A 19,097-nucleotide genomic window follows, 5' to 3' on the forward strand; every position below is an offset into this window, starting at 1 on the left:
AAATAAAAACGAACCTAATTATGGAGAAATTATTACTTGAACTCGAAAGAGATATACTTTTAAAAGACTTATATGAAATGGATGAATGTCCGCCATTAGGACATACCCCCGCTTTAATGCATGCCTATGTCATCCGACCGGAAAATCATGGAACTCCTTATCAGGCGTTTCAGCAGGAAGTGGTTAAAACCCCTAAATTAGGATTTAACGAAGTTCTTGTTAAAGTGATGGCTGCCGGAGTAAATTACAATGGTCTTTGGGCCGGATTAGGGGAGCCAGCTTCGCCTACTGCATTTCACGGCAAAGATTTTCACATTGCAGGAAGTGATGCATCCGGAATAGTATGGGAAATTGGAGAAGGGCTAAAGAATAATCCGGAATTTAAATTTAAAGTTGGAGATGAAGTCATCGTACACTGCGGACAAACCTGTGGCATATGCCAGGAATGTAATGGTGGTAATCCGATGCTTTGCGAATCCCAGAAAATATGGGGTTACGAAACCCCTTACGGTTCCTTTGCACAGTATACCAAAGTTCGTGCACAACAATTATTACAAAAGCCCAAACACCTAACATGGGCAGAAGCAGGAGGTTATATGTTAACTTATGCCACAGTTTGGAGAATGCTCTACGGATTTGCTCCAAACGATTTGAAGCCCGGAACCAATGTACTGGTATGGGGTGGAAGTGGAGGATTGGGAGCTTCCGCCATTCAGTTAATTAAATTGGCAGGAGCAAATGCAGTAGCCGTTACTTCAAGCGATGAGCGCGGAGAAAAATGTCTCGAGCTTGGAGCTGTAGGTTATATCAATCGAAAAAAGTTCAATTGCTGGGGAGCTCTACCTGACATTGGTAATAAAGAAGAATACAAAGAATACTTAAAAGAAGTCAGGAAATTTGGAAGCGCCATTTGGGACATATTAGGTAAAAAAGTCAATCCTGATATTGTCATCGATCATATTGGCTCACAAACCCTTCCTGTAAGTACCTATGTGGTAAAATCAGGAGGTATGGTTGTTTTCTGCGGTGCTACATCAGGATTTAATATGTCTTTTGATGCCTCATTTGTCTGGATGCGACAAAAAAGAATACAAGGATCTCATTTTGCATCCCTGTCTGAATTGTATCACGCCAATCAATTGATTTTACAGAAAAAATTCCATCCTGTTATATCTGATGTGTTTACCTGGGACGAGCTGCCTTTAGCACATCAAAAAATGCTTGATAATAGTGTTGAATATGGAAACATTGTAATCAGTCTTGCTTCCTGATAAAACAGCACAAAGTTATTTTTATACCAAAACAAACATCTAAAACAAAAATAAATCGAAACCTCCAAAATCATATGATTCTGGAGGTTTTTTTATGCGCGGTAACAATTTTTGGATGTGATCTGTTTTAGTTGGAAGCGATTATGGTAACAGTAATTGTTTAGAACAAAAAAAAGAGTTTTCATTACCATTCAAAAGACATAATAGTCAAAAAAAAGTACCCCTTTTAAATTGTCCGTTTTTACTGCGATTGCATTTTTTCTTCATAAAAAAAACTTTATCTTGGCAGAGAAAATAAAGTATATTTCTTCTGTAAATCCGGCCAATAACAGAGCCTGGAAGATACATTAGAATCAGAGATCATCAACCAATAAACCGTACCCAAAAACAGATAAGAATGTTAACATCACATGAATTGTTATTCTTTTTTAGTGCCTTAGGAGCTTTTAATGGTTTCCTGCTTTCCTTATATTTTGCGGTAAATGCCAAAAAGAAAATTTTTGCAAACTATTTTTTATCCTTGCTATTACTGGTATTAAGCATCAGAATTATAAAATCGGTTTTTTTTTATTTTAATCCGCACTTATCGAATACTTTTATTCAAATCGGGCTTTCGGCCTGCATTCTTATTGGTCCTTTTCTATTTTTATACCTCAGATCTTATAGTCCCTATTCCAAATCAGTCTGGATTACACATACAATACCTTATCTGGTAATCATGGCAATTCTGGGAAGCCTTTATTCTTATGTAGAGCATCCTCAAATCTGGCGCGGGTGGATTGTAAAAGCCATATATTTTCAATGGCTGGTTTATATCGGTTTTTCTTTTAAATACATTCAGCCAATTCTTCAGAAAATAAAAGAGAAGGAGAGCTTAAAAAAGTTAGAAGTATGGTTCCTTAGCATCTATTTTGGAGTTGCATTGGTATGGATTGCCTATACTTTTGCAGCCTACACTTCTTATATCGTTGGAGCATTATCGTTCACCTTCATTTTATACCTGATCATTTTACTTTTAATTTACGGAAATAGTCAGGAAACCACTTTTTTTCAGGAAAAAGAGAGATACAAAAACAAAACTATTGATAAAGAGACATTAGATCTGATTAGTCAAAAATTTTCTGTTATAGTAGAAAAAGAGCTTTTTCTGAATTCCAATTTCACTTTGGAAGAAGCCGCAAAAGAACTAAAAGTAACCAAACATATTTTATCACAATATGTAAATGAAGTGTTGGGCAAATCCTTCAGCAATCTTATTAAAGAATACAGAATCGAGAAAGCAAAAGAGCTATTAGAAACCGAAAAAAACTATACTATCGAAAGTTTGGGTTATGATAGCGGTTTCAATTCAAAATCAACTTTTTTCACCGCCTTCAAAAAACAAACCGGATTGACCCCCACCGAATATCAAAAATTGTACTCCAAATGAGTTCTAATTTATAGAATGGGACTTCAGCTTTATAATCTAAACCCAGTAAATTAAGACGATACCGGACATTTGCACTCATTATTAATAACCTAAAAATTTTAAAAATGAAAAAAGTGTTTTTGTTTATCGGATTAAGTCTGTTGTTTTTTAAATCAAATGCCCAAAGTCAAAATGCTACTGATGACTGGAGTTTGATTCAAAAAACACTAAATCTCTACCTGGATGGTCAGGCCACCAGTGACTCTGTTAAAGTAGGTCAGTCATTTCACAGCTCCTGGCAGTTGAAAGGCTTCAGAGAAAAAGAATTTGTAGTCGTTCCCAAATCGAAGTATCTGGTAGGATACAAAAAACGTGATGTTAAACCGGATTATTGGTCGGGTCGTGTCGTTTCTATTGATTTTACCAATAATGCTGCCAGCGCCAAAGTAGAAATAAGTACTGCAAAGCTATTGTTTGTGGACTATTTCCATCTTCTGAAAACAGATCAGGGTTGGTTTATTGTAGATAAAATTTCAACCCGTACTCCTCATAAAACGGTTGAAGTAGAAGCAAAAACAAAAGGGTAATTCAGTACTTTTTTTCAAACTAAAACCGATAATCACCAGGAAAATGTTGAAAATAATCGTTTTATCACTAGCTTTTACGGGGCTGTATCCTCAATGTACCCATGCACAGAAAAATATATTGTTTGTCACCTCAAATCAGGAATTTTATGGTAATACAAAGATAAGTACATCCAATCATTTTGAAGAAATTGTAATTCCTTACGATATATTTACAAAGGCAGGCTACAAAGTTGATTTTATAAGTCCGAATGGAGGAGCAGTTCCGATAGGGTATTTTAATTCTTCAGACAGTATTCAAAAAACATATTTGTACGACAGCTGGTTCATGAGCAAATTAAAACATACCAGAAAGCCTGAGGAAGTTTTGGCCAATGATTATTCCGCAATATTCTATACGGGTGGAGGTGCCGCAATGTTTGGCGTAGCCGAAAACAAAACCATTCAGAAATTAGCAGCAGCCATCTATAAAAAGAATGGAATTATCTCCACGATTTGTCACGGAACGGCGGGAATTGCTTATTTGAAAGACGAGAAGGGAGTTTCACTCTATGCGGGAAGAAAGATCACCGGTTTTCCGGATGAATTTGAGAACAAAGAGATGCCTTATTACAAAACATACCCTTTTGCTATAAATAAAGCAATTATTGACAATAAAGGTAATTTTGTGTATTCAGACAAAGGAAGAGACGCTTTTTATATAACAGATGGCAGGTTTGTAACGGGGCAGGATCCTACTTCAGGTACAAAAGTGGCTAATGAAGTGGTAAGATTAATTAGGGAAAACGATAAAGAGCAAGGCAATAATACTGCAAAAAACGACTTTGATCAAATCACTGAAGTTCTGTTAGACTATATTGAAGGTACGGCAGAAGGACAGCCCGAAAGACTCCGAAAAGCCTTCCATCCCGATTTTAACTTGTACACAGTAACCAATGATACGCTGTGGAAACGTTCTGGTAAACAATATATTGCTAACATAAAAACAGGCGAAAAATTAAACCGAATCGGACGCATTCTAGCAATTGATATAGAGAAAGATGCCGCAATCGCGAAAGTAGAGATTAAAGTACCCAATTGGCGCACTTTTACAGATTATTTCCTATTGCTCAAATATGGAGGAAACTGGAAAATAGTGCATAAAAGCTACAGTTGGATAGCACTCCCTAAAAAAGAATAAATCCTAAAAACATTCGCTAACAGCAGTTTGACCAAATAACGAAATCAATGAAAAAATCAGGAATTTTTTATTAATGTATTGGGGTAAATTAAAGTCAAATATCCTGAAAATCGTTATTTGGACAAACTGCAACTAGTGGGAAGTATTATGTAATAGCACAGAAAATATTTCAAAAAACAACTAAAATTAATTAAATCCTATGATAATCAGATTTTTATTGACCATAATTTTAGGTTCATTTTGGGCAATAAATACAAAGGCACAAGTCAAAAGCAACAAAAAGATTGACGCCTATATAGTAGAAATTAAAAAGCAGTACCAGATCCCGGGCCTGGCCTTGGCGGTAATTAAAAATGGAGAAATAATACATAAAAAAAATTACGGACTGGCCAATATCGAAATGAGAGTTCCGGTAACAGATAAAACGCTGTTTCCCTTATTCTCGACTACAAAAGTAATGTCAGTTGTAGCAGTTTATCAATTGATCGAACAAAACAAGCTGTCATTGGAGAGTCCCATATCGGATTTTATAGAAGATCTACCCGATAGCTGGAAAAAGGTAAAAATTAAAAATCTACTGACACATTCATCGGGATTACCGGATATCGTTGAGTACACGGACTTGAAAGAAGAAGATGCAAAACAAAAAGTATATAGGGATGTCATAAAGTTCAGCCCGGGAAACCAATTCGATTACAACCAAACCAACTTTTGGCTTTTAAACCGCATAGTTCAAAAAGTAACAGGAAAAAAGTTAAGTGAATATATCATAGAAACTCAGTTTCCTTCATCAGAAAAAGAAGCAGTCTTTGAAGGTAATAATTTAAAAGTTGTTGAAAATTTAACCTATGGCTATGTCAATACAGCAAATAATGAGCAGATTTTAAAAAGGAACTGGAATTTTCCGGAATATGAATATGGAGCCGCTGCCCTTAATTTAACACTTGATGCATTTGTAGAATGGGATAGGAAACTGGACAACAACAAATTTATTTCAGAGCAAACGAAAGTTCAATTGTTAAAACCCTTTGATTACGAAATTAAAAGAGATTTCACTTATGGATTGGACTTAATAAAAGTTAAAGGAGAAGTGTCGTATGGCTTTTCCGGTGGCGTGTCCACTGCTTTTAGGAAATTCCCCAACAAAAAACTGACCATAATTCTTCTGGCAAACGGAATGTTTATACCCACCGACAAGTTAAACGGAATAAATGAAGTGGTAAACAAGATTGCTGATATGTCTTCTCTATAATTTTTAAGTTTATACAGATTTTGTATGGATCAATTTTATGCTATTAAAAAAGAAAACCCTCAACAATGTTGAGGGTTTTGTCTTCAGCGGAGAAAGAGGCTCCGCCACCTGTATCGTAAGCCCCAGCAAACACTGGGTGTTATATTTTTTCAAAAATGAAGGGGCACTAATAGGGCACTCTTGAAATTCTTGGGTTTATTAACCTCCGTAAATGTAGGAAAAAAAATCGAGAAACAACTGGAGAATTTCAAGAAAATGAATATGTGATTCTTAAAGTTTGGAAAGAAATTGTGTGTTTTGTTATTGATTCATGTTGATTTACTTTTATAACTTCTTCTAAAAAAAAATGTCAACAAGCTGGAAAAAGATACATACAGATAAAAATATTATATGTTTTTTATATAAATTTCGGGTTGTTAAAAATTATCTCTTAGTGTGTTTATGTAAAGATTTCAAGCAAATTTAAAGCTATGGTTCGAGTCCTGTTCCCGCTACAAAATGATAAATATATTTAAAGTACATATAAAACATTTTTTATTACATTAAAAGCATAGTTCCGAGAGATATTTCTGAGCGGGAAGCATTCAATTATCTAACCAGATTATTGCAGATTATTATGCGATTTTTGCATTCGCATCTTAAAATGCTATTTTAGAGTTTATATAAATCAAGTATTCCAATTCTATCAAGGTCACCAGAAAATAAAAAAATAGAGATTTTAGATTCTTAGACTTTTTTATGATTAAGAAATTTTTGTGTCTTAATTTAGTTTTATGAAACGTTCTAAACTGCGAGTTTGTACATAAATTGAGCCCATTCTTCGAATTTGGTAAATCATTCAAATACAAGCCAATTTTTCTATAAAGTCAATTGATAACACCTGTTGTACTAGTTTATCGGTGACTGCCTTTACTTATCGTCTTATTTATCAATTATCATTTCTTCAAAATCACTTTCTTTTGTTTCTACTTTCAAAGGGTCTTCAACTAAAAATTCTTGATATACTCTTTCAAAATCTGGTTTTACTAAAATTTTAAGTTGCCCTTCGTCTTTGAAGTCTTTTGAGATTAGTTTCCAATTAACAATTATTTCATATTCATTTGGTACGGGTTTAATGAAAATATCGTCAGAAATAAATGTATCGTCTCCAACTAAGATTGTTTTTTTAGGAACCACTTTCCCTGACATAGATTCTGTCCATAGATACACGTCTGTTACATACTGATGTGCTGAAATCATTGCTATTCCATAATTTTCTTCATTACTTTCTTTCAAGTCAAGAACTTCACCATCAAAACTGAAAAACAATTTGTATTCTTCAATCGGGTCAAGTCCTGTATTGTGAATTTCGAAGAATATTTTGCAATAACTGAGATTGATTTTTGTCCCTGATATTGAAGTGGGAACAATAAATCCGCTTAAGGGCTTATTAAACTTCTCTTGTTGTGCGAGTATATGTGCAAACGGATTGTTGTAAGGGTGTGCTGGAACAATTTTTTGCTTGTAATGAGTAATGGTCTTTTTGTATCTTGGTGTCAGAGTAATTTCAGTTAAACTGTCTTTGAATGTCACAGCAACACTTTTGTTCGTTTTGAAGTTTTGGCTTTTTACGTAAAAGTCGTGAGTACGCTTATTTTCGTCAATTAAATCAACAATATCTTCCCAAGAAAATATGTGAACTTCAAAAAGTCCATAGGTTATATTTTCAATATTTTGTTTTCGAATAAATTCTTCTATTCCAGCATCTTTAACTGCTGTTGTTGCAAAGTATAGTTTCTTTAATGGAGGTTGAAATAATTTAGCTTTTTCAATTTCTTCTTGTATTTCTTCTTCACTGAACTGTTTATTAGTGTATTCATCTTTTCCTTTGCATTGGATGCCATAATATTTGTCTTCGCCAAATGGAATTCCATAAACGTCAACTCCATGTTGGGTTTGTCCTGTACGCCCGTTCTTTTTTATTTCAGGACAATCCCAAATTTCTCCCCACAATTTTTTACATAGTGTCTCGAAGTCTTGCCAATTATTTGGTCGTCTAAGTGATAAAGAAGCATCCATTTATTTTATTATTTTAGTTGTAAATCGAGATGTAGTTGTAACATTGCCACTAACGCTATGGCACTACAGCGGGTTTGGGGAATCAAGCCATTCTTCGGATTTGTCAAATCAGGCTGTTAGTGGTTCGGCATAATATTTAACAATAATCATCTATAGAATCTCCACCTGTCCATTCCAATCCTTGCGCAAGTATAAATTGCTTTTCAGCTCCATTTTCTTCAAAAAAAGTTCCAAGACTATTGTGTATGAAAACGTCGTTTTGAAAAGTTATTTCTGCCAATGAATAAGGCTTTATTGGATTTTCATCACCGCTTTTGCACATGATCCACAATGTGGTTTTGTCATTAGAAATTGCAAAACGTTCAATAATTGAACTAGTGTACTGGTTTAGGGAAAATACATTTCCTAAATTTAGATTTGTAGCATACGCGGTTATCGAATTTTCGTTTTTTTCCTGTGGACAACAAGGAAATTCAGTCGGTGTTTTCCAATTCCTAGCTTTTTGAACAGCATATGGAGTTAGAGAATTTATGAATTCCACTTCAGTTTCAACGTAATCAACGAATTGATTTGACAGACTTCGATTATAAATCCATTCACCTAATGAACCGCCATGCGATGGTTTATCGCTTTTTGCCCAAGCCAATAATCTTTCTTTACTTGCCTGTGCCTCTTCAATACTAACTGTTGCCATCCATTTATAATCCGGATTTTGAAATTTATCTTGAAATTGCGCTGGATTAGCTAGAAATGCTTCTACGCTACCACAAATGTAGGCTATACGTTTTGCTGTTATTGGATTAAGCAAAATGTTTTCTAATCTAGTTACCCAACGTAGATTCTCGGGTCGATTATTCTGTTTGTTTGTATCAATATGGTCAACAACATGTTCTTTTGTTGGCGGTTCGCCATGAAATGCGGTTGCAACTATGCGATGAATTACGACAGATACAATTTCTAAATATCCCGTTTTGCTGTTTAATTTACCAAAACTCCAATTGCTGTCTGTAGGTCTTGGTCGTTTTCCTTCTATTGGATAACGAAACACCGCTCCGTTATCACGAACACGGTAGCGCTCATTTTTATAAATGCATTCGCTTTCTTGTTTAAAGTTTTCCAAGTTAACCATAATGTCTTATCATGTTTTTAACGACGGACTTTCTTATCCTGACCTCTAACTAGTATGTATTACTGACAACATCAGATTTATCTCGTTTAAATTGGGTAGATATGTCTGATAAACATCAGGGTTTATTTATTATCAAATATATAATAATAAACTTATAAATCATCAGAAAGACTTTGATTTGTAGAATGCTTTTAATAGTAACATGGATACAAATTTTGGTAGTTTTAATACGGAATTAATCAATTTTAAGCTCAATTGCATAGAAAGCAATAACTGCAATATGCAACACTTTCTCCAAAGAACACATTTGAAAAGCAAAAGATTCAGAGAAAATTGAAATTCCTATTTAAAATGCCAATTTCTTGAACCATTTTTCTTCGGGATCTGATAAATTATATTTGGTTTCCTCTAAAATCTTGCAGTTTGAGTCATAAAGAGTTTTGTAATTTAGCGAGATCTGATATTTATCAAGACTTTAATTTATTATTATAAAATATGAACTACATTCCTGCCGTTTTGGGTGTAAAACAAAGTGCTTATGAAAACAATCACGTTTACACGCGAGGAGTTATGCGAACTAGTGTGGAAAAAGACCATTGAGCAGATCACAAGACTCTATGACATATCCAGTTACAATCTCCGTACAGCCTGTGCAGAAATGCAGGTTCCCCTCCCTTATGCCAGCTACTGGGTACAGGTTAGGTACGGCAGGGAATGGAAGACTAAATTACCGCAAAATTATACAGGATCCCAGACAGTGGAGATCCTGAAAAAGAAGTATGAAACGGAAAAACACATACCGGTTCCATCGCCTATAGTAATACTTACAAGAGAAATCGAAAAAGATCCGAAAGCTCCGCTTGGAGTTGGGGAAAAACTAAATAAGCCTCATAAGCTCATACAGATTACTAAAGACAGCTGGAACAAACGCGACAAAAGCAAAAGATACTGGGAGCCAGATAGGGAAGGTCTATATCTGCATGTAGCTGATGCGCTTATGACTAGAGCATTTTGTTTCATGGATGCATTCATTAAACTTCTTGAGTACCGTGGACATGAATTAAGGAAGAACCAGTATGGTTACACGGTAGCAGTTGTGGGTGGCATTGAAATCGAGGTGCAACTTCGGGAAGCAAATAAACGGGTGCCTTCAAAACAAGGATACAGCACAACTGAACTAATACCAACTGGTAAGTTTGTTTTTCAGGTGGGAAAGTATTCCGACCAGAAAGAATGGCGTGATGGAGCGATACTCTTGGAAGGAATGCTGGCAAGGATTGTTGCGAAGCTGGAAATCATGTCCGAGAAGGAAAGGAAATGGCAGGAAGAAAGCCGACTACGACAAATAGAAAGGGAAAAACAGGAGGCTATTGAAAGGGAAGCAGTCGAGAGAAAACATAAGGAAGTGCAGAATTTCAAAGTCTTGCTTGAGGACGCACAAAGATTTGATGAGGTGACTAAACTACGGAATTATGTAAAAGCTGTTCAAAAGCAGACCGATCCATTAGATGAACAGACTCAGCAATGGATAATTTGGGCTGAAAAAAAGATCAACTGGATAGATCCTCTCATATGTGCCCCTGATGACATCTTTACAAAACATGACTTAAAACAGTATAAAAAATGGTAAAGGGCGCCTATAAGGCGCCTTTATCCGCAAAGGAATAATATGTCTCCGAGGTTATGATTAGGTGATCCAGTAGTTTTATATCAAGCACTTCGCCGGCCTGTCTTATTTTTGCAGTCATATGTTTGTCTGCTTCTGAGGGGCTTGTATTGCCTGATGGATGATTATGTGCAATCATAATGTTTGTAGCATTTGCTTTCAGGGCTGCCGAGAATATCATTCGAAGATCTACTATAGTTCCCGTGATTCCTCCTGAGGACATTTCGTAAAGACCTAAGACCTTGAATGAATGGTTCAGAAACAATATCTTGAACTGTTCAAAGTAATCAATTTTACCCTTATTCCATGAGAATTTCAAAAGATGATAAGCGTCCTGAGAGGATTTGATCTGAGGTCTTTCAGAGATTTTTATCTTTGATTTGTATACTAATTCAATTTCCGATACAATCTGCCAGTTTTGATTTAAAGTTTCCATAATTTCTAAATTTTAAATTAATTATGGAACATCAATCGGGATTCATCTAGCAAGCGCAAAAAGCAACGCAATAAAGCAGGATTATTATCCTGCATTTATGGGGGAATTTTTTGCAAGCGCCCGCAGATGATTCCCGAACTTTGTGACGAAATTAAATGAGATATAATAATGTACCTTTTGTGCAGTCAAAAAATAAATTCAATATAACTATGGTTAGAACCTCTCCACAGTCACTAGAAATTGAAAAATCTACAAATTTAATAACGGTAGACTTTTGTTATTAAATGTGATCATGGCGGTACAGAGTTCATACCATTTGGAGTATAACCGTTAATTTTTTTTAATTTAATTGGTAAACTATTATTAACTGTTAACTTTCTTACAACTCCAAAAATTGGTTTTATTTATGATCAAAAATGTAAGAGTAATTATCTTTCGAATTTTTGCTCAATAAAATGTTCAAATCTTCTAGCTTGATATTCATAAAATCACTAGGAGTAACGGTATCTGTAACACCGTCAGAGCAAATTAAAAAAGAATCATAAGTATGGTTATCCAGAGCATAAATGCCTTTAGTTACAATTTCTCTCTTACCGGAAATAGAGCTAGACACTATGTGTTTGTATTTCTCTATAATTTGTGGAGAGATTGACATTTGCTTTTCAGCCATATCATTAATTAATGTATGAGATTTTGATTTGAAAATCACATTCTTCTCTTTAAAAAGAAAAATTGATACATCGCCAACCCAAAATAAATAACTAATCTCATTTGATTTAATTATACCTGCTAGTGTACCACCTGATTTAATGTTGTGCTCGACATTAAAATGTTTGACTTCTAAATTGGCTTTTTTAATAGCTTCATCTAATTTTAAAAAATTTATTTCGTGGGAATTAGACAAATAATGAAATATAGAATTGGCGATTAGTATGGCAGCTTCTTTACCTTTGTCATATCCACCCATACCGTCAACTATTAAATACAAAAAAGTATCAGGATATAATACTTCATTTAAAATTATATCCTGATTTTCTTTTCTTTTACCTATTCCAGTATGTACTATTACATTATTCACTTCGATCAGCTTTTAATGTTGCTCCACCGTGTTTAGTAAAACGAGGTCTTGTGTTAATCTTTACCGGAGTATTGGTAATACTGTTTTCTGTTGCTTTTGAAGCCCAAATAAAACCTTCACCTGGTTTTAACATACTCAAATCATTAGGAGTTAATGTACTCAACTGGTTAATGGATTTTTGAATGTGCTTTAGCCATTGAGGTGAATTAAATTTGTGAACCAATACGACTGAACTTAATTCAATAATTTCGTTTGGTAAGCTTGGAGGATCTTGACTTGCTATCATGATATTTACCCCTTTGTGACGCATCTCTCTTATGGCAGTTACGATATTATTCGTTAAATCTTTATTGTCCATGTATTTATGTGCCTCGTCGAATACAATGAACTTATTGAAAGGGATATGGTTATACTCTTTCACACTTGAAAAGATATTAAGCATAATGACAAACAGACCAAGGGCTTCGTCTTTAACAATGAATTCATCTCTTAAATCGACTATGATTAATCTGCCAGGTTTAATATTATCCCGCATAAAAATAGTATCATCAATATATTCTTGAGCAAAATTTAGTTTTTGACGCGCTAATGCTTTCTGAGATGACGTTAATAATTCTGATTCTTCGACACTTTCTCTAAGACCATTCAAAGAAAGATTATTTCTTTGGGACCTCATAATCATTTTTAGTTGTCTTATATAAGCCGAATCATTACCGATTGCTCCTAACAAAAACATCCAATCTTGTACATTCAATTCTTGAGAATTGAATGCTATTGGTTTTATTTCGATAGAAGGGAATTCTCGTTTACGCTCTTCTAATTTATCAGTAGGGGTTAAAAGTACTATGTCTTTAATGGAGGCAGGATTTGCACCGTATTTTTCCTTTAAAATTGCCAATTCATATTCTTCATTGTTCTCGTATATCATTGAGGTAAACTCAGGTTCATAATCCATACTTTCACTATAATGAAAAATTACACCGGCAAGAGGGCTCTTTAAAATATTTACATTTTGCACTTCTTTGAGGACCATTTCAGAAACTGTTCCTATAGTGTAACTTTTACCACCACCTTGAACACCAAACAAACTTATAGTATTGGTTTCAGATAAATCAATAGCAATTTTTTTACTATGAATTGATGTTCCAATTAAACCGTACTGATTTGATGGCGATGATTTACCAATCATAATGTCAAATTTAGGAGCTATGATTTCGGTTACTGTTCTCGTTTCAGTAGTAGTTGAATTTGACTGTACCGTGCTAGGCGAAGTTGAATCTATTTCAATTGATGGTTCTAAATTACTAACTTCAGAATGATTCCCATTTAAATGAATTGTAGTTTGAACTATATTTGCATTATCAATAGTATAAGAACTATCTTCATCCTTGATTGCTTCACTTGCAAAAGCGAGTTCTTTTTTCTCATTTTCATAAATTTTAGGATTAACTGGAGCTTCTGACTGACTTGGTTTTAACTTTGGTTCAAATTTCTTTAGAAATGGTTTTAATTTATCCTTTACATTAATGCTATTTGCTAATTCATTTGACAGCTCATTATCTTCAAGTCTTGTAGTATTTAAATCAGAGTTAGCGTCTAAAATTTCTTTGATTAAAGAATGACCAAATGTAAAAAAGGTTGTATTATCATCGTCTACTTTTTTAAGATGCCTTTTATCAAAGGAAAAGTCGAAAATGAAACCAATTTTATTAAAACTCAATTTAAAACCTTCATTTAATGTTTGCATGAAGTTGATATAGGAATGATATGCGTTTTCAGATAGGTATTGGTAACGTTTTGCTCTTTCAATATAAAACTGAAAAATGCGCTTCAAATCTAAATTTTTAATTTCACGATCGAGTCTGTCTTCAGATTTAAAATCATTACGATCAAAATGAGTTTTTAACGCTAAGATTGTATTTTCAATTTGGCTTATTATTTTAGCTTTCAACTCCTCTCGTTCGACATGATTAATGAATGATCTGCATTTTATTTCTAATACTGCAATATTAATCGTTCGAGTTTGTGCATCAATTGTCACAATTAAATTATCGGCTCTACTTTTTGAATCAGAGCTTAAGTTTTCAAATAATTCTTGATGTAAATCGATAGGAACAATAAAGGCATTATCTAATAAACCTTTTTTTTGGAGTACTCTTTTAGAAAAAGCGGAACCAATTACTTCAAAAGCTTTATTTTTTGAAGAGTTGAGTTGAAGTACGAGTGAACTACTGATAGCTCGAACATCTTCTAATAATGTTTTGATACACAAGACCCCTTCTTCGGTATTCGTATCAAGACCAAATTCTTCAAAATGAGGACTCAATAATCCAATTATTTCTGAAGATGGTTTAGTTGTAAGGTAAGAAGAAATACCTGTAACATCCTCACTAGGTATATAATCAAGTAAGAATGGTATTTCGGTATCTGTGGAAGGCTGGTCAAAGATTTGAGGGCCTAAATTTTTATCAAATGTTACTACCCAATCTGAATATTCGTGTAAATGAGAAATTAAGACTTTGTCACGATCATTAAGTTCTAATTGAATAGCAGGTAGTGAAGTTGTGTTATGAGAGGCTAAAGTACATGCAATATTTTTTTGAAAATTTGTAAATAAATTTGTTGAAATAGCAGATTTGGCCTTGTTCACATCAATATAATTGATCCACCTCATTAAATCCTTTTCTTTGTCAATGTTCACTTCGGTAGAGTTACTTATTAAAATCCCATTTAAGCAATCAGATTTGTACTCATTACTTGGTTTAATAAGGGTAATTTTAGAATTAAAAGGATTTACTAAAAAGCTAATATGTGCATTATATTCTTCAGGAGCTACTAAGAAATCGCCTATTTCGTTTATGGAAAATCTTAATTTCGGAAACAATCTATTTTCAGAAGCTTGAGAAAATAATTCCGCTTCTTCTGAAATATTTGTTTCTGGATTAATTAATTCTTTTAAAGCATTACCAGGTTCAATTAAAGAAATATTACCCACAAAAATTCGAACTTCAAATTTTACATCTTGATATTCCGAAGTTTTTCCTATCTCAACAAAGGCCTCTGCAAATTTATCAGCATCTCCCACATTGAATAAATTAATTACTAATTTATCGGTATAGGGGTGTTGTATTAAAAAGTTCTTCAAGTGCTTTACTAGTAACGATTTACTCACTTCATTGTCAGAGTAATTGTCTTTTGTAATATTTAATAATGACTTGTAGTACTGTTTTAATTGATGTGTTACAGGCACTAAATTATCATTCCCTTTTAAGTAATCAGCATTAAAGTAAATACCCCAGCCCAAAGTAAGCTCGCCAGCGTATTCATAATTATCGAAATTAAAAGGATCAACAATAACAAAGGGGTTATTGGATGGATGTACTTTGCCTAAGAATAATTCTTGTAATTTAGCCCATTCTTTAAGATGATCTTTATAGCGCATTGTTTTTTCCTGCCAGTCATCAAATACTTCAATTAAGTTGTAAAACCATGCTAATCGTAAAGGATGTAAAGGTGATAAAAGCACGGCATTTATCGATTCGTTATTCGGAAGTTTCGTTTTAACCTTAACAAGATCTAAAAATTGAATTTCTGCGTATACTAATTTTAGTTTATCCTGTTCGGAAGTATCAATATCTGTTTTGCTAATTTTTTTATTTAACTCACTAAGCCACTTGTTATAAAGATCTAAATATTCTTTAATGTCTTCTTTAAATTCGGCAATATTAGCCGTTTCAAAAATCCCGTTGTTAGTTATATTAGAAGCAATGATTTTTTTGAAAACATTATCGCGTGCACTTACCATTTTCTTAGGGACAATATCATTTAAAGTGCTCGTTATGAATTCTATATTCTCGAATCCTAATTTCGTGTAATTATTACTTAGTTTAACATTGACATATCCGATATTATACGCTTGCTTTAATAATTCATTTTGGATCAATCTAAGCTTGGATGAAATAATAACTTGGTAATTGTGCTTGCTATTATAATTAATATGAAATACGGAATTAACCTTCGGTTTATCATCATTTAACCAAATATTTGAAGATTCGCTAGGAAGAGGGAAGTCTGCTTCGACACCATTTTTCAATAAATCGATATTGAATTTAAAATGACCTTGCAGTACATTGTTTAGTTTATCTTTTCTTTGATTTTCTTCTTTCTCTGGATTTTCAGTTATTTCGTATTCAAAATCTTCGGTATCACAAGTTAATTTGAAATTTAAATAGTCTTTAGCTTCTTTCGTTTTTCCTTCCTTTTCCCAAGCTTCTTGAATTTGAATACTTTGAAAATTGTCATTGTGGTTTAGAATTGCACCATTTTGGTCTTCAGCAATGATTTTAAAGAAATAGGAACCTTCTTCTAAATTATTAGGATTTAGTTCAATTTTAGCTTCTCTATATTCTTGTTTAGCCGTAGTGTTGCTTAATTTTCTCAATGTATTAATTTCGATGCCCGCATAACCATCTACCGCCATTAAGACTACTCTGAAGAATTTTAAATCATCCACTTGATTCGGAGGAGGAGTTGTTTTGAAACGAATCACTACATTAGAGTTTGCGTTCTCTTTTGCTTTTAAAATTTTTCTTCCTTCTTCTTCAACAAAATCAGTAGATCTGATTTCAAGAATCTCTAGTTTAATTTCTTCAAAATTTAAGAGAGGAATTTTCCAATTGTTAAACCATAAGTTGGATTGGTTTTCGGCAATAGTATTCACTAAATCTGCAATCGTTTTGATATCGGTTTCTTTTTTGAAAAGATTCACAATATCTTTTTGAATTGTATCTTTTTCTATTTTTAAATTGTCGACTCTATCGTATAAAGTTTTATTGAAAGCGCCCAATAAACTACAACTGTCTTGATTTAAAGTTAGTCGGGAACGGATTTGATTTACTTCTTGAAGTAGGTTTAAATCAGGTAGTAATTCTAGAAAATGCAATAGCTTACCGAAATACTCTTTTTCAAAATTATTTTCGGTTAAACCAATTAAATAGAGTATATAGTTAAATTTGTTTTTTTTAGCAGGTTTTACGATATCGTCAAAAGCCTTTGTAACCACTCTAAATTCGGAAGGTATTTCATTAATCAAATTTTTTAGTAATTCTTGTTCAATGTTGTCTAACGCAATTTCTTTAAATGTAGCGTTACCATATGAGTCTTCAGCAGCTGTTCTGTTATTTGCTGGAATAAGAATCAATAAAGGTCTTTGTTGGTTGTTTCTAAATTCAATTAATTTGGTTGCTGAAATATAACACTCCTCTTCCTCCATTTCACTAATGATAAACACATCAATGTTTGAGAATTGTTTTTTGAGTTCTTCCCAAAGCACAACTAATTGATGAGCACCTAAACCAGTAATTTTCATACAATGACCTGGTTTGGCATTCTGGAATTCATTACGATGAATTTTGGTAATCAATTCAACGATTTTTGAATAATATATTTGTTTAAAATTACTTTTCATTTTCTCTGAGTTTAATCCATTTGGTATCTAGGTCTTACTTTTTGCAGAATATATGCATCACTTAAATCGTTATAAAAACCAATTTGCCTTAATTTAAGTTTGAACGCTTCTACATTTTCTTTGAAAGCTGCAATTGTATTTACATCAGCATTGTTAAAACGGTCTTCACTTAAACCATTTATAACAAGACCATATCTGTCTCGTAAATTTTTGATTAATTCTTCGATTGAAAGACTCTTGGTTGTAAACTTTTCATTATTTAGGTCTAAGACTTGAATTTGCACCAATGCTTCTAGTAACCTTGTCCCTAATACATATCTACGAGGATGTTTTTTGCTTCTGCCTTGCGCTAAATAACCTCTTTCATTATTCTTTTGAGCAACGCTATCCATAAATTGCGGATAATATTTTAATTGATACGGTCCTTTTATCTTCATCAATAATTCGACATATTTATCAAAATATGTTGCTTCGTACTTGACCATATCGTTCACTAAAAGCTTATCATCTTTATCAAAGTTACCGTAGATATAATCCCAGTGGGTTTCAAATTTGAGCTCAAAATTTTCATCTTTATTTTTTAGAATTTTCAAAATTTCAATTAAAGAATTTGAGTCTCCTTTGTCCAATTTATATTTAGAGCTTACTGCATTTACTTGAAAAGTTGCTTTTATGTAATTGTAAAGCGCGTTATAATTTTTTGTTGCATCTTCAATGGCGAGTGATGAAATTTTACTTTCAAAATTATCGGTTACATCTACCACAATATACCAATTATCCGTAACCTCAATTGTACCTTCTTCAATCATTTTTGGTAATAAATGAATTACTTTACTGATGTAAAGCGAAAGGTGAAAGGAAGTTATTGTTTTTAGGTAATCGATTAAAACATTTCTTGGGATTTCATTTTTATAAACCAATAGTTTATGAATGTCATCACAGTATAATTCTGCTTGCTTTTTTAATAATGGTCTTATTTTATTTAACTCAGAATTACTTTCCAAATAGCCTGGATTTACATTTTTTATTAGATGAAGAATACCTAAACTATCTACGTCTAGTGAATTTCCATTAAGAAACTGTCCTTGATTGGTGTCCCAACCATCTTGTAAAAAGTTTTTTAATTCTGTTTTAACTGCAGGTTTTTGCCCCAGCATTAAATATATTTGATCGGCGCTAAAATAATCTCTCGTATTTGGAGCGTTTCTCACACGATAACTTTCTAAATGTATCGGTCTTAGTGAAGACACTTTTTCCTTTTGCGAATTTCCTCTATTTACCAAGTTTGTTAAATTACTTCGTAACCATAGTTCTACTGCTTCAGGATTTTCAGTAAAACCGGAAAGATTACCTTCTTGCTCTAGTTTTAAGAAAATTTCTTTTAGTTTACCTAATTCGATAAAAACATTCTCCCCTTTACGGGTTCTTTGTTTGGGTCTCGAACCATTATGTTTGAGTAGCATAAACAAGTTAACCAATGTGCTATCAATATTATTTACTTTAGCATCTGGGGTAAAGATTAATTCGTTACGAAAAACCCCTTCATCTTTATTCAAATTAATAGCCAT

The 19,097-nt window shown here is 33.2% G+C and carries 12 protein-coding genes; 6 read left to right on the forward strand and 6 right to left on the reverse strand.

Annotated elements, in window-relative coordinates; genetic code table 11:
• The first annotated feature begins 20 nt into the window (after positions 1-20).
• From ccrA to ACAM30_RS13640, 5 genes are all read left to right on the forward strand, one after another.
• Positions 21-1,271 carry a crotonyl-CoA carboxylase/reductase gene (gene ccrA / locus ACAM30_RS13620; protein WP_369615155.1) on the forward strand — a complete coding sequence of 417 codons (1,251 nt, stop codon included), beginning with the start codon at positions 21-23 and terminating at the stop codon, positions 1,269-1,271.
• Positions 1,272-1,668: 397 nt separating this feature from the next.
• Positions 1,669-2,700 (forward strand): helix-turn-helix domain-containing protein, encoded by a 1,032-nt coding sequence (locus tag ACAM30_RS13625; protein WP_369615156.1) that lies wholly within the window; start codon positions 1,669-1,671, stop codon positions 2,698-2,700.
• Between the two features lie 104 nt (positions 2,701-2,804).
• Positions 2,805-3,266, forward strand: a complete 462-nt coding sequence (locus ACAM30_RS13630; RefSeq protein WP_369615157.1) for a nuclear transport factor 2 family protein — start codon at positions 2,805-2,807, stop codon at positions 3,264-3,266.
• A 43-nt stretch (positions 3,267-3,309) separates the two neighbouring features.
• Positions 3,310-4,443, forward strand: coding sequence for a nuclear transport factor 2 family protein (locus tag ACAM30_RS13635; protein WP_369615158.1), 1,134 nt, complete (start codon positions 3,310-3,312; stop codon positions 4,441-4,443).
• Positions 4,444-4,642: 199 nt separating this feature from the next.
• The gene (locus ACAM30_RS13640; protein ID WP_369615159.1) at positions 4,643-5,695 is read left to right on the forward strand and encodes a serine hydrolase domain-containing protein; all 1,053 of its coding nucleotides are present in this window, start codon (positions 4,643-4,645) and stop codon (positions 5,693-5,695) included.
• 921 nt (positions 5,696-6,616) lie between these two features.
• On the opposite strand, the gene ACAM30_RS13645 is transcribed toward ACAM30_RS13640, so the two are convergent.
• Together ACAM30_RS13645 and ACAM30_RS13650 are read right to left on the reverse strand one after the other, a co-directional pair.
• Positions 6,617-7,753 carry a hypothetical protein gene (locus ACAM30_RS13645; protein WP_369615160.1) on the reverse strand — a complete coding sequence of 379 codons (1,137 nt, stop codon included), beginning with the start codon at positions 7,751-7,753 and terminating at the stop codon, positions 6,617-6,619.
• Positions 7,754-7,889: 136 nt separating this feature from the next.
• The gene (locus ACAM30_RS13650; protein WP_369615161.1) at positions 7,890-8,882 is read right to left on the reverse strand and encodes an HNH endonuclease signature motif containing protein; all 993 of its coding nucleotides are present in this window, start codon (positions 8,880-8,882) and stop codon (positions 7,890-7,892) included.
• A 538-nt stretch (positions 8,883-9,420) separates the two neighbouring features.
• On the opposite strand from ACAM30_RS13650, the gene ACAM30_RS13655 reads away from it, so the two are divergent.
• Entirely contained in the window at positions 9,421-10,512 is a 1,092-nt protein-coding gene (locus ACAM30_RS13655) for a hypothetical protein (RefSeq protein WP_369615162.1), read from the forward strand.
• Between the two features lie 7 nt (positions 10,513-10,519).
• On the opposite strand, the gene ACAM30_RS13660 is transcribed toward ACAM30_RS13655, so the two are convergent.
• From ACAM30_RS13660 to ACAM30_RS13675, 4 genes are all read right to left on the reverse strand, one after another.
• Positions 10,520-10,984, reverse strand: coding sequence for a RadC family protein (locus ACAM30_RS13660; protein WP_369615163.1), 465 nt, complete (start codon positions 10,982-10,984; stop codon positions 10,520-10,522).
• Positions 10,985-11,384: 400 nt separating this feature from the next.
• Positions 11,385-12,062 (reverse strand): PP2C family serine/threonine-protein phosphatase, encoded by a 678-nt coding sequence (locus ACAM30_RS13665; protein WP_369615164.1) that lies wholly within the window; start codon positions 12,060-12,062, stop codon positions 11,385-11,387.
• Positions 12,055-17,529, reverse strand: coding sequence for an ATP-binding protein (locus tag ACAM30_RS13670; RefSeq protein WP_369615165.1), 5,475 nt, complete (start codon positions 17,527-17,529; stop codon positions 12,055-12,057). The genes ACAM30_RS13665 and ACAM30_RS13670 overlap by 8 nt, the downstream gene beginning before the upstream one ends.
• Before the next feature lie 11 nt (positions 17,530-17,540).
• The gene (locus tag ACAM30_RS13675) at positions 17,541-19,097 is read right to left on the reverse strand and encodes a hypothetical protein (RefSeq protein WP_369615166.1); all 1,557 of its coding nucleotides are present in this window, start codon (positions 19,095-19,097) and stop codon (positions 17,541-17,543) included.

It is taken from the genome of Flavobacterium sp. CFS9 (assembly GCF_041154745.1).
In the GTDB taxonomy this organism is placed as follows: Bacteria; Bacteroidota; Bacteroidia; order Flavobacteriales; family Flavobacteriaceae; genus Flavobacterium.

Coding starts and splice junctions, on each gene's coding strand:
- ccrA (WP_369615155.1), top strand. CDS start 21: ATGGAGAAATTATTACTTGAACTCGAAAGAGATATACTTTTAAAAGAC.
- ACAM30_RS13625 (WP_369615156.1), top strand. CDS start 1,669: ATGTTAACATCACATGAATTGTTATTCTTTTTTAGTGCCTTAGGAGCT.
- ACAM30_RS13630 (WP_369615157.1), top strand. CDS start 2,805: ATGAAAAAAGTGTTTTTGTTTATCGGATTAAGTCTGTTGTTTTTTAAA.
- ACAM30_RS13635 (WP_369615158.1), top strand. CDS start 3,310: ATGTTGAAAATAATCGTTTTATCACTAGCTTTTACGGGGCTGTATCCT.
- ACAM30_RS13640 (WP_369615159.1), top strand. CDS start 4,643: ATGATAATCAGATTTTTATTGACCATAATTTTAGGTTCATTTTGGGCA.
- ACAM30_RS13645 (WP_369615160.1), bottom strand. CDS start 7,753: ATGGATGCTTCTTTATCACTTAGACGACCAAATAATTGGCAAGACTTC.
- ACAM30_RS13650 (WP_369615161.1), bottom strand. CDS start 8,882: ATGGTTAACTTGGAAAACTTTAAACAAGAAAGCGAATGCATTTATAAA.
- ACAM30_RS13655 (WP_369615162.1), top strand. CDS start 9,421: ATGAAAACAATCACGTTTACACGCGAGGAGTTATGCGAACTAGTGTGG.
- ACAM30_RS13660 (WP_369615163.1), bottom strand. CDS start 10,984: ATGGAAACTTTAAATCAAAACTGGCAGATTGTATCGGAAATTGAATTA.
- ACAM30_RS13670 (WP_369615165.1), bottom strand. CDS start 17,529: ATGAAAAGTAATTTTAAACAAATATATTATTCAAAAATCGTTGAATTG.
- ACAM30_RS13675 (WP_369615166.1), bottom strand. CDS start 19,097: ATGGCTATTAATTTGAATAAAGATGAAGGGGTTTTTCGTAACGAATTA.